The organism is Luteibacter sp. dw_328 (assembly GCF_018449605.1).
In the GTDB taxonomy this organism is placed as follows: Bacteria; Pseudomonadota; Gammaproteobacteria; order Xanthomonadales; family Rhodanobacteraceae; genus Luteibacter.
The window spans coordinates 216,197-228,776 of the sequence record NZ_JAAVUW010000002.1; the positions used below are offsets into that span (position 1 = coordinate 216,197).

At 65.9% G+C, this 12,580-nt stretch carries 7 protein-coding genes and 1 tRNA gene; 6 read left to right on the forward strand and 2 right to left on the reverse strand.

Annotated elements, in window-relative coordinates; translation table 11 throughout:
- The first annotated feature begins 155 nt into the window (after positions 1 to 155).
- Positions 156 to 230 (forward strand) — tRNA-Val (locus HB634_RS05580).
- Positions 231 to 345: 115 nt separating this feature from the next.
- On the opposite strand, the gene HB634_RS05585 is transcribed toward HB634_RS05580, so the two are convergent.
- The gene (locus HB634_RS05585) at positions 346 to 1,278 is read right to left on the reverse strand and encodes a hypothetical protein (RefSeq protein WP_213947867.1); all 933 of its coding nucleotides are present in this window, start codon (positions 1,276 to 1,278) and stop codon (positions 346 to 348) included.
- Between the two features lie 260 nt (positions 1,279 to 1,538).
- Here HB634_RS05585 and HB634_RS05590 point away from each other — a divergent pair, with 260 nt between their 5' ends.
- The 5 genes from HB634_RS05590 to recD all read left to right on the forward strand — a co-directional run bounded on the left by HB634_RS05590 (position 1,539) and on the right by recD (position 11,510).
- On the forward strand, positions 1,539 to 1,994 hold the full coding sequence (locus tag HB634_RS05590) for a hypothetical protein (RefSeq protein ID WP_213947868.1): 456 nt from the start codon (positions 1,539 to 1,541) through the stop codon (positions 1,992 to 1,994).
- A gap of 85 nt (positions 1,995 to 2,079) precedes the next feature.
- Positions 2,080 to 2,499 carry a CopD family protein gene (locus HB634_RS05595; RefSeq protein WP_213947869.1) on the forward strand — a complete coding sequence of 140 codons (420 nt, stop codon included), beginning with the start codon at positions 2,080 to 2,082 and terminating at the stop codon, positions 2,497 to 2,499.
- Positions 2,500 to 2,566: 67 nt separating this feature from the next.
- The gene (recC, locus tag HB634_RS05600) at positions 2,567 to 5,992 is read left to right on the forward strand and encodes an exodeoxyribonuclease V subunit gamma (protein WP_213947870.1); all 3,426 of its coding nucleotides are present in this window, start codon (positions 2,567 to 2,569) and stop codon (positions 5,990 to 5,992) included.
- Entirely contained in the window at positions 5,989 to 9,636 is a 3,648-nt protein-coding gene (gene recB / locus HB634_RS05605) for an exodeoxyribonuclease V subunit beta (protein ID WP_213947871.1), read from the forward strand. Before recC ends, recB begins: the two co-directional genes overlap by 4 nt.
- Positions 9,633 to 11,510 carry an exodeoxyribonuclease V subunit alpha gene (gene recD / locus HB634_RS05610; protein ID WP_213947872.1) on the forward strand — a complete coding sequence of 626 codons (1,878 nt, stop codon included), beginning with the start codon at positions 9,633 to 9,635 and terminating at the stop codon, positions 11,508 to 11,510. Before recB ends, recD begins: the two co-directional genes overlap by 4 nt.
- A gap of 13 nt (positions 11,511 to 11,523) precedes the next feature.
- Here recD and HB634_RS05615 read toward each other — a convergent pair whose 3' ends face one another.
- Positions 11,524 to 12,534, reverse strand: coding sequence for an NAD-dependent epimerase (locus HB634_RS05615; protein WP_213947873.1), 1,011 nt, complete (start codon positions 12,532 to 12,534; stop codon positions 11,524 to 11,526).
- Between the last annotated feature and the right edge of the window lie 46 nt (positions 12,535 to 12,580).

A 12,580-nucleotide genomic window follows, 5' to 3' on the forward strand; every position in this document is an offset into this window, starting at 1 on the left:
GAGCGGGCCGTATATTACTACGAGAGGTTGCCGGGAACCGGTCAGCCATGTGACAAGAGCGTCCCTGGCCAGCCCCATGGCGGGCCGTGACTGAAAAAAATCTGCCGCGACCTCTTGCGGACCCCGCCGGGCGCCGGTAAACTGCGCAGCTCTTCGGGCGGTTAGCTCAGCGGTAGAGCACTACCTTGACATGGTAGGGGTCACAAGTTCGATCCTTGTACCGCCCACCACTTTTCCATAAAGCGAGAAGTGGCTTGAAGACAACGATAAAGGGAGCCTCTCACGGCTCCTTTTTTCTTGCCTTGCGCTCAAGCAGCTAGGCACGCAACCCGTCCGTGTATTCACTCAGGGTTTCTCGTTTGACGCCATCCCGCGATAAGCGCCGGTTGTAAAACGAGTCCTGGTCGAGGGCTGCTGATCTGGCTTGGTGCATTCATCGCCGTATAAGCTCAATGTGCCAACGGCGCGGGTTGATGTCGTTTGTTCCAGGGTGATGCGATTTCCTGCATAGACCCCGGTCGCTCGAAGGTCCATCCCTACCGCCAGCCTGTCGTTAGCACCGTGATCCAGTACCAGCCGATACCGGCATTCGAACTGATCGGCACGGTTATCGTGCAGCCGACTCGCTGAGACCACGCCGACGTCCAGCGGCGCTTCGCGAATCAGCGACCGCTGTGCAGATGGCAGGGCAGGCAGCCCGTATACCTTGCGATGTTCGTCTCCGTTGCGCATGAGAAACGAGCCGTATGCGCCTTCCCGCGGCTCATCGCCGAGGTTTATCGCGCTGGCGAATGCCGGGAGTTCCTTCTCGGAAACCATGTACATGCGCTCGCCCCAGACGACAGGCATGACATGGTCGGCAAAGCCGATACCACTCGGATCGTTGGGTTGCTCGTATTTCAGAAGCAGACTGCCGTCCGCTTGGGGAACCACCCTTCCCTTGTTCGCTGCGTAGGTACCAAGGCATCCCTGCCATGTGGCAGCAACGCCAGAACGGGGCGCGAGAGATACGGATACGTTTGCGCCAAGGCCATCGCCGGAATAATAGTCGCCAGCCCACGGAGTTCCCGGAGTCGCCGAATTTTCTTTGGCGATGGCGGCGCGCTGTGCGTCTACGGCGTGTTCGAAGGCTGCTTCGGTCGGGGAAGCGTAGCCAGGGGATGCGCCGCCGAGCAGCGCCAGAGACATCCCGAATAGGAAAAGGTGGCGGCTTTGCGCAAGCGAGTGCACGATCCCTGTCTCCCCGTACCCTGAAGCGCCATAGTCGGCTTCCTTCAATGGTAAATCAGTCTATCGGTTCAGTGGGATCGTAGGGGTCGTGGACGGCCTACGTCGGATTTTTCGATACTCGGACTGTGCTTACCTGAAGAGACTCCCTGGGCGGATGCCGGGTATTCGCGCGCGTCGGCAAGCTGTCTGTATGCGTCGCCGAAACTGGTCAGGATTCTCATGACTCCCTAGGTCGATGTGCTGCACGCTGGCTGTCATCCCGCCGGCGTTTCTTACATCCGGCAGGAATCGACTTCATGGAGCAGGCAATGAGCAAACGCAGCGGTATTCCTCCTTATCGTCCACGCCGAGCGGTCCAGTCGCCAGGGACCGTCGCAAGCCAGGCGGTGGGGGACGCCATCGCGACGACCCTGATCGGCATGCAGGTTCAGCTGACGCGCATCGACGGTCGGCTTAACCGGGTGGATGAGCGGTTCGACAGGATGGACGAGCGTTTCGACCGGATGGACGAGCGCTTCGTTCGGATCGACGAGCGTTTCGACAGGATGGACGAGCGCTTCGTCCGGATCGACGAACGCTTCGTCCGGATCGAAGGTCGGCTCGATGGCATCGACCTTTCCCTAAAGGAAATCAGGGCAGATGTGCATGTTCTGACCGTGTGGAAGGAACGCGTCTTTGGCGTCATCATCACCTGCGGCGCCGTCGCCGCGATGCTGGCCTTCGCCATCAACATCATCAAGATGCTGGAACTCAAGTCGCCCTGAGCGGGCCGCCGCCGAGGCATCTGGCCGCACGCCCCGTGTCGCTCGACGGGCTACACTCACGCCAATCCCCGACGGAGTGGCGTGCGTGGCCTATCTACTGATCAAATCCCTGCACATCGTGTTCGTTATCGCCTGGATGGCGACGGTGTTCTATCTGCCGCGCATCCTGGTGAATATCGCTGAAGCGGGCAACGAGCCGGCGGTGAAGGCACGGCTCGAGCTGATGGGCCGTCGGCTATACAAGTTCGGCCACAGCATGTTCGGTGTGGCCCTCGTGCTCGGGCTGATCCTCTGGTTCGTCTTTCACATCAGTGGCGGCTGGTTGCACGCGAAGCTGGCCCTGGTCGCGGTCATGCTCGCCTATTTCATCTGGTCGGGAAGGGCGCTCAAGCGCAGCATGGCGGGCGGCGCACTGCCTTCGTCGAAGGCGCTGCGTATCGGCAACGAGTTACCCGTGCTGGTGCTGCTGGCCATCGTTTACCTCGTCGTCGCCAAGCCATTCTGAGGTCTCGCCCGGTGCGACCCGGATCGGTCATGATCGGCGCTGACCCAACAAATGCAGGAATCGCCGGTTGAGCGACGGGAACGACATCGCGCCAGGCCTCATGGTGCTGCACGGCAACCGGCTGGAGGAGCTGCGCGATGTCCTCGTCGCCTGGTTGCGCCGGGCCCCGCTGAAGCCGCTCGAGGACGAATGGGTTCTGGTCCAGTCCAACGGCATTGCGCAGTGGTTCCGGCTGGCCCTGGCGCGCGCCGTCGAGGACGGTGGGCTGGGCATAGCCGCTGCCGTCAACGTCGAGTTGCCGGGCCGCTTCCTGTGGGTGGCCTATCGCGCGGTCCTCGGTCGCGATGCCGTGCCTCCCGAATCGCCTTTCGATAAATCCCGCCTGGTGTGGCGCCTGATGCGCCTCCTGCCTTCGGTGGCGCGCGAGCCGGCTTTCGAGCCGCTGGCTGCTTTCCTCGGTACGGACGGCGACGCCCGTAAATGCCATCAGTTGGCGGAGCGCCTCGCGGATCTCTACGACCAGTACCAGGTGTACCGCGCGGACTGGCTCGATGACTGGGCCGACGGCCGCGACGTGCTGCGCGACGCCCGCGGCGGGGCTCCCGCCATGGCTGCGCCCGATCGTTGGCAGGCGGCGTTATGGCGGCGACTGCTGGACGACGTCGGTGCCGATGAAGCGGACGGCCACCGCGCTGCCGTGCACGCGCGCTTCCTGCGCGCGGTGACGGAGGCCACCGAGCGTCCGAAAGCGTTGCCACGCCGCATCGTGGTCTTCGGCATGTCGTCGCTGCCCAGGCAGACGCTTGAGGCACTGTCCGCGCTGGCGCGATGGTCCCAGGTGCTGCTGGTCGTGATGAATCCTTGCCGGCACTACTGGGCGGATATCGTCGACGATCGCGAGCTGCTGCGCGCGGAGCGTCGCCGACAGGCGGCGAAGCCGGGCATGCCCGTGGAGCTGTCGGACGACGACATGCATCTGCACGCCAATCCGCTGCTCGCCGCCTGGGGTAAACAGGGGCGCGACTACATCCGGCTTCTCGACGAGTTCGACCATCCCGAGAGCTATCGCGAGCGATTCAACGCGTGGGATCAACGCATCGACCTGTTTGCCGAGCCTGCATCGACCCACCTGCTCGGACAGGTCCAGTCGGCCATTCTCGATCTCGAGCCGTTACCCGCCACGCCCAGGCCGATCGATGACGGCGATACGTCGATCGCCTTCCATGTAGCGCATGGGCCGCAGCGAGAAGTCGAGATCCTGCACGATCAGTTACTTTCCCGATTTGAGGCGTCCGCGCAGGCGGGCGATCCCATCCTGCCGCGCGATGTCATCGTGATGGTGCCGGACATCGAAACCTATGGCCCGCATATCGACGCCGTTTTCGGTCGCGTGCCGCGTGACGATCCACGATTCATTCCTTACAGCGTGGCCGACCGCGCGGCTCGCGGCACGGTGCCTGTCGTCATGGCACTCGATGTCCTGCTCGGCATGACGGAGTCGCGTTTCGGCGCGGGCGAGATGGCCGACCTGCTGGATGTCCCGGCGGTGCGCGAGCGTTTCGGGCTCGCCGAAGACGATCTGCCTTTGCTGCATCGATGGGTGGAAGGGGCGGGCATTCGCTGGGGTCTCGACGCCGCACAGCGTGCCTCGCTCGATCTGCCGGCCCTCGAACAGAACACCTGGGCCTTCGGGCTGCGCCGCATGCTTCTCGGCTACGCCGTCGGGGCGGGCGAGGCCTGGGGCGAGATCGAGCCTTACCCGGAGGTGGGTGGACTGGACGCCCGTCTGGTCGGGCCGTTGGCCGACGTGCTGGAGCGCCTCGGCGATCACTGGCTGGCGCTGCGCGAGCCGGCTCCCGCCACGGAGTGGGGCGTGCGGCTGCGCCGCCTGTTGCGTGACTTCTTCGAGCCAGCGGAGCCCGACGACGGCATGCGCATCGAGCGCCTGCTGGACGCGCTCGACGCCTGGGAACGTGCGTGCGTGGAGGCCGCGTTCGATGATGCCCTCCCGATCCAGGTGGTGCGGGAGGCGTGGCTCGGCCAGTTCGACCAGGGTGGGCTCTCCAAGCGGTTCCTCGCTGGTGCGGTGAGCTTCGGCACGCTGATGCCGATGCGCGCGATTCCGTTCCGCCTGGTCTGTCTGCTCGGCATGAATGACGGGGATTACCCACGCGCGCGCCCACCGATGGATTTCGACCTGATGTCGAGGCAGGGCGCATGGCGTCCGGGCGATCGCTCCCGTCGCGAAGACGATCGCTACCTGTTTCTCGAAGCGCTGCTTTCGGCGCGCGACGCGCTGCACATAGGCTGGGTCGGGCGCAGTGCGCGCGACAACGCCGAGCGTGCGCCGTCGGTGCTGGTGGGTCAGTTGCGCGACTATCTGGGCGCTGCCTGGCAAGGGCAGGGCGGCGCCGACCTCCTGCACGCGGTCACGGTCGAGCATCCCCTGCAACCCTTTAGCAGGGCCTATTTTCGCGCGGACGACGCCCGGCTGTTCACCTATGCGAGCGAGTGGCGCCAGGCCCACGACGACATTCAACGTGCTGTCGATGCGGACCTGGCCCCCGTCCTCGTGGATCGCCCGATCGGGCTGGGCGTGCTGCGCCGTTTCCTGCGTCATCCGGTGCGCGAATTCTTCCAGGCGCGCCTGGGTGTCCGCTTCGAAACGGCCGACACCGGCGGCGACGAGCGCGAGCCCTTCGCGGTGGACAGCCTGGGCCGGTTCGCCATGGCGGATACACTCCTTCGAGCTGCCCTGCGTAGTGAAGGCAGCGCCGTCGCAGCGATCGACGACGCGGCGGCGAAGCTGCAACGCAGCGGCGCCCTGCCGATGGGTGGATTCGCGGCACCGGTGCGCGCCGATCTCGAAGCGATCGCAGGCGCGGTTTACGGACGCTTCGTGGTGGAGCGGCGTGCGTGGCCGCACGAGGCGGGCAAGCGCGAGATCAGAATCGAGGTCGATGGCACGGCCATCGAAGACTGGCTGGCAGACCTTCGCGGCAACGACCAGGGCCAACTGGCGGCCTTTCTGCTGTCGCCGTCCAACGTGCTGGATGCCGACGGTGGGCCCCGCGCTCATCGCCTCGTCATGCCCTGGGTCGATCATCTCGTGGCGCAGGCCGCCGGTCTTGCCGTCGTCACGCGCTACATCGGGCCGGATGCCACGATCGTTCTCGAACCGCTTGCGGCTGACGACGCCATGGCGATGTTGGTCACGCTGGTGCGCGCCTGGCGCGAGGGCATGGCCAGGCCTCGGCCGGTCGCGGTGAAGACGGCGCTGGCGTGGCTCAACGCGCGCTCACCGGAGGAGGCGCCGCAGGCTGCGCGCGCCACGTATGAAGCCACTCACGAACGGACGTACGGCGAACTCGACGGCGATCCGTACCTGCTTCGTGCCTACCCTGATTTTGCTTCGTTGATGCAGGCTGGCTTTGCCGATTGCCTTGACCCTTATCGCGACTTCCTCGGCACCTTGCGCGTGGAGGTGTCATGAGCGTCGCGATGGAACCGCTGCGGCCACTGGTCATGCCGTTGTCGGGCATTCGCCTGATCGAAGCGAGCGCCGGCACGGGCAAGACCTGGACCATCGCCGCACTGTATGTACGCGCGGTGCTCGGTCATGGCATCGCCCAGCCCTTGCTGCCGCCGAACATCCTCGTGGTGACCTTTACCGAGGCGGCAACGCAGGAGCTGCGTGAGCGGATTCGCGCACGTCTGGTCGATGCGGCTCGTGCGTTTCGCGCTGGTGAGTCGGACGACGCGTTCCTCGCCGACTTGCTCGCCGCCTACCCGTCGACCGCGCATGCGGCGTGTGCGCGCCGTGTCGAGCTGGCCGCGCAATGGATGGACGAAGCCGCCATCTTCACTATCCACGGCTGGAGCCAGCGCATGCTGACCCAGCACGCGTTCGGAAGCGGTCACGCCTTCGTGCAGACACTCGAGCCTGACGAGAGCGAGCTCCTGGCCGATTGCGTGCGCGACTACTGGCGCCAGGCCTTCTATCCACTGGACACGCGGCAGGTGGCTGCGGTGCTGGCGGAATGGAAGACGCCCGATGCGCTGATCCAGACGTTACGGCCCCTCCTCTTCGGCGGTGAGACCACGTTGCGGGTCAACGGTGAGGCTCTGGATGCGACGGATGTCGCCGCTTTGTTTGCGGCGCTGCGCGCATGGGAAGACGAGGACGCCCGCCGGCTCGCCGTCGCTCGCGACGCGTGGATGGGCGATGTCGAGCGCATCGAGGCCTTGCTGCGCGATGCCGTGCGGACCAAGGTACTGAAAAACAATATCCACCAGCCCGCCTCACTCGAACGCAACCTGGCCGGCGTGCGCCATTGGCTCGAGACCGGTGAGGCTGGCGCGGTCGATGTCGCCCGCTACGGATCGTCCCGGCTGGACGGTGCCGTCAGCAAGGGCAACGTCCGGCCGGAGCATCCCGCTTTTGGTGCCGTCGAGCACTGGAGCGAGTGGCAAACGGGCAAGCCTGCGATTCGTTTTGCAATCCTGGCCGATGCCGTGGAGCGTGTTCGCGAGCGCTTCGCCGAGCAGAAGCGCCGGCGTGCCCAGATCGGCTTCGACGACCTGCTTGCGCGGCTCGATCGCGCGCTGGCGTCGGCCTCGGGTGCCGAACTCGCCGAGACGATCCGTCGGCAGTACCCGATCGCGCTGATCGACGAGTTTCAGGACACCGATCCACTGCAGTACCGTATCTTTCGGGCGGTGTACGCGCTCAACCCGGACGTGGGCCTGTTGCTCATCGGTGATCCGAAGCAGGCGATCTATGCCTTCCGCGGCGCCGATATCCACACGTATCTTTCCGCGCGAAGCGAAGCTGAGGCGCCGCACTACAGCCTCGACACCAATCATCGGTCGAGCGAGGGTATGGTCGCCGCCGTCAACGCGCTGTTCGCCCGGGCGGAAGATCACCCGACCGGTGCCTTCCACTTCGCTAACCGCGGATTGCCATTCAACCGGGTGCAGGCGCGTGGACGGGCCGAACGCTTCGTCGTCGATGGAACGGACCAGCCAGCCCTGCACGTCTGGCTGCTCGACGACGAGGTGCCGGTCGGTGTGCGGATGTACCGCGAGCAGATGGCCGAAGCGTGTGCGACCGAGATCGTTCGCCTGCTGGAAGGGACAAAGCAGGGTGGCACGGGCTTCGCTCGCGAGGGGTCTGTCACGCCGCTGAAGCCCGCGGATATCGCCGTGCTCGTGCGCAGCCACAACGAGGCGTCGGAGATTCGATCCGCGCTTTCCGCGCGCCGCGTGCGCAGCGTTTTCCTGTCCGATCGCGACTCCGTGCTGGAGAGTATCGAGGCGCACGACACGCTGCTCTGGTTGCGTGCCGTCGCCGAGCCATCGTCGGACACCGCCATGCGAGCGGCGCTTGCCACGCGCACCCTGTTCCTGGGTTACGGCGAGCTCGAGCAACTGAATGTCGACGAACGCCACTGGGAGCGTCGCGGCCAGCAGCTCTTCGAGTTGCGCGAGACCTGGCGCCGTGCCGGTGTGCTGGCGATGCTGCATCGTTTTCTGCATGTTTTCGACCTGCCGGCGCGTCTGCTCGGTCAGGCCGGCGGCGAGCGCGCGCTGACCAACCTCCTGCATCTTGCCGAACTTCTCCAGCAGGCCGCCTCGACGATCGAGGGCGAGCAGGCGTTGATTCGTCATCTTGCCGAGCGTATCGAGGACACGGCCAGCCATACCGGCGAAGACCAGGTCGTTCGCCTGGAAAGCGACGACGATCTGGTCAAGGTCGTGACCATCCACAAATCCAAGGGCCTGGAATACCCGCTGGTGTTCCTTCCTTTCGTCTGCGCCAGCGGCGGTACGCGGCCGGGGCAGGGCTATCGATACCATGACGGCACCGGTTCGCAGCTCGAGCTGCTTTCGTCAGGGCACGAAGCGGCAGGCGAGTCGGTGCGGCAGGCGAAGGACGCCGCCGAGCGTGCCGCCCTGCAGGAGGATCTGCGCCTGCTCTACGTGGCGATGACACGTGCGCGCCACGCCAGCTGGCTGGGCGTGGCGCCGGTCTGCTACAACGCCGCAAAGAAGCCCCAGGTGCATCGGTCGGCTTTCGGTCACCTGCTCAGCGGCGGCCAGGACATCGACAACGGCGCCATCGAGGGCCTTCTGCGCGCCATGGCCCGGGACGAACCCGCGATCAGCATCGACTACATGCCGGCGCCGGACGAGCGCAGCTACGAGGCGCCGGTACGCGACGAACGGCCGCTGCCCGCGCGCACGGCCCGGCTGGCGAAAGCGGAGCCGTGGTGGATCGCGAGCTACAGCGCCCTGCGTTATGCGGATAGCGAAGCCGTCGCACCCGAGACGGCGACCGATGACGTCATTGTCGAGTACGCAGGCGAAGTGGCGGCCGCCTCCGTCGAGGCGGCGACGATCCACGCTTTCGAGCGGGGCGCGGAGGCGGGCACCTTCCTCCACGACCTGCTGGAATGGATGGCCGAGGAAGGCTTCGCCCAGATCGCGTCGGATCCGGAGCGCCTCCGCGACACCGTAGCCCGGCGTTGCGAACGTCGCGGCTGGGAGGCTTCCATCGACCTGCTCACCGACTGGCTGCTGGTGCTGCTACGCACGCCGCTGCCGGTTCCCGAGGGCGGTTCGTTCTCCCTGGGCTCGCTGGGTGACCCTTCGCGCTATCGCGCCGAGCTGGAATTTCTGTTCGAAGCGCGCCGGGTGGACACGCTGGCGCTCGACCGTATCGTTCGCGAGCACACGCTCGACGGGGCGCCGCGTCCGTCGCTCACGGCCGATCGCGTCAACGGCATGCTCAAGGGTTTCATCGATCTCATCGTCGAGCACGACGGTCGCTGGTACGTGGCCGATTACAAATCGAACTGGCTCGGCGTGGACGAGCTGGCGTATACGCCAGCAGCCATGCGGCACTCGATCCTCGATTCCCGTTACGAACTTCAGTACGCCCTGTACCTGCTTGCCCTGCATCGACTGTTGCGCTCGCGGCTGGGCAGTGCGTACGACTACGACACGCACGTGGGCGGGGCCATCTACATCTACCTGCGGGGCGCTGACGGAAACGGTCATGGCGTACATGTGGAACGCCCCGCGCGCGCCATGATCGATGCGCTTGACGCACTCTTCGAAGGAGCGTCCGCATGAATGCGCAGCTGATGGCATGGCTCGATCGCGGCGTGCAGGAGGCGAAACTTCGCTCGGTGGATCGTGCGTTCGCCAGATTTCTGTCGACCCTGGACGAGCATGGCGACGGGCGCGTCCTGATGGCGGCGGCGCTGGCCAGCCGTGAACTGGGGGAAGGCCATATCTGTGTCGATATCGAGGCACTTGCCGTCGTCGAGCCGGTGCTGGCCGATGCGGCGGCATGGCTGTCGGTATCGCCCCTGGTTGGTTCGTCGGAGGGCCAGCCGAACACGCCGCTCGTGCTCGACGGTGGCCTGCTCTACCTGCGCCGCTTCTGGCGCGACGAGGCGCGGGTCGCCGATGCCATCCTGTCGCGGCTCGCACCGTCCGACGTACCCGCCGATCTTGCGCAGGAACTGGATCGTCTCTTCCCCGCCGAAGCCGGTGCGCTCAACTGGCAGAAGGTGGCTTGCGCCGTGGCGGCACGCGGGTCGTTCGCCGTCGTCACGGGCGGTCCGGGCACAGGCAAGACCACCACGGTGGTGCGTTTGCTCGGCCTGCTGCAAACGCTCGCGCACCGCCGCAACGAACCGCGCCTGCGTATCCGGCTCGCGGCACCGACTGGTAAGGCCGCGGCCCGGCTGAACGCTTCGATCGCCGGGCAGATCGAGCGGCTGGATGTGGATGTCGCGGTGAAACAGGCGATTCCCGCCGAAGTGACTACCCTGCATCGTCTGCTGGGCAGTCGCCCGGATACGCGTTCCTTCAGGCACGACCGCGACAACCCGTTGCATCTGGATGTACTCGTCATCGACGAAGCGTCGATGATCGATCTGGAGATGATGGCCGCCACGCTCGATGCGCTGCCGCGCGATGCGCGATTGATCCTGCTCGGCGATAAGGATCAGCTGTCGTCGGTCGAAGCCGGTGCGGTACTCGGCGACCTTTGCGCGCGCGCGGATGCCGGTCACTACGATGTCGCCACGCGCGACTGGCTTACGGCGGTCTGCGGCGTCGACGTGAGCGAATGGACGGATCCTGGCGATGCGCAGTCGCTCGACCAGCGTGTCGTCATGTTGCGTCGAAGCAGGCGCTTCGGTGAAGACAGCGGCATCGGCGCGCTGGCGCAGGCCATCAACGCCGGCGACGCCATGGCGGTGACGCGCGCCTTCGCCAGCACGCGCGGCGACATCGCTTTCGTCGCGCCGTCGGCCACATCGATTGCCGCGCTGGCCGTCGACGGCCGTGCGGGGGCGCCCGGTCATCGCCATTATCTGGACTGGATCGAACGGGAGCGTCCCGCCATCGACGCTTCCTTCGAGGCATTCCAGCGATGGGGTGCGGGAGCGCTCACGGCCTACGCCCGGTTCCAGCTCCTTTGCGCCACGCGACACGGCGATGCCGGTGTGGACCGGCAGAACGAGCTCATCGCGCAGGGTCTGCTCGACCGTGGGCTGATCGACGCGGTGGCAGGGTGGTACGAAGGGCGCCCGGTCATGGTCACGCGCAACGACTACGCGCTGGGCCTGATGAACGGCGACGTCGGCGTGACGCTATGGGTACCGGACGGGCAGGGCGGCATGGCATTGCGGGTCGCCTTCGCCGTGATGGACGACCAGGGTGGCGAGCGCATGCGCTTCGTCGTGCCCAGTCGGTTGTCCGCCGTCGATACGGTCTATGCCATGACCGTGCATAAGTCACAGGGGTCGGAGTTCGAGCACACGGCCCTGGCGTTGCCGCCAGAACCGTCACCGGTGCTGACGCGCGAGCTGGTCTATACAGGAGTGACGCGCGCGCGGACTCACTTCACGCTACTGGCCGCGCCGGACATCCTCGGCTATGCGGTCTCGCGAAAGACGCTGCGGGCCTCGGGGTTGCTTCGTCGGTTGATTTGACGCCACCACCCATTCAATCGACCCCGTAATAGTCCTTGAACCAGGCAGCAAACTTCCCCAGCCCCACATCGATCGACGTCGAAGGCGCATACCCCACATCACGCCGCAGCGCCGACACATCCGCCCATGTATCCGGCACATCGCCCGGCTGCATCGGCAGCAGCCGCTTCTCCACCGTACGGCCGAGGTGCTTCTCCAGCAGGCCGATGAAATCCAGCAGCAGCACCGGCTCATCGTTGCCAATGTTGTAGACGCGGTACGGCGCTGCCGAGCTGCCGGGGTTTGGCGCGACCGGATCGTACGAGGGATCCGGCGTGGCCGGACGATCGAGCGTGCGAATCACCCCTTCGACCACGTCGTCGACGTAGGTGAAGTCACGGCTGTGGTCGCCATGGTTGTACACGTCGATAGGCTCGCCCTTGACGATGCGGCTGGCGAAGAGGATCGGCGACATGTCCGGGCGGCCCCAGGGGCCATAAACCGTAAAAAAGCGCAGCCCCGTGGTCGGCAGGCCGAACAGGTGGCTGTATGTGTGGGCCATCAGCTCGTTGGACTTCTTCGTCGCGGCGTACAGGCTCACCGGGTGGTCCACGGCGTCCTCCACGGCGAACGGCATCTTGCGGTTGGCCCCGTAGACCGAGCTCGACGAGGCGTAGACCAGGTGCCCCACGGCATGTCGGCGGCAGGCCTCGAGGATATTCACGAAGCCCACCAGGTTGCTCTGCACGTAAGCATGCGGATGGGTGAGCGAATAACGCACGCCGGCCTGGGCGGCGAGGTGGGCGACGCGCTCGGGCTGGAAGTCGGCGAAAGCGCGGTCGACGGCGGCCTGTTCGGCAAGGTCGGCCCGCACGTGCGTGTAGTGGGGGTGGTGCATGAAGCGGGCCACGCGAGCCTCTTTCAATGCCGGGTCGTAGTAGTCGTTGTGGTTGTCGAAGCCCAGTACGGTGTCGCCGCGGGCGAGCAGCCGCTCGGTGAGGTGGGAGCCGACGAAGCCGGCGCTGCCGGTAACCAGGATGCGCATGGAAGGACCTGCCAGGGAGCGATCCACCTAGTCTAACGGACGGCCG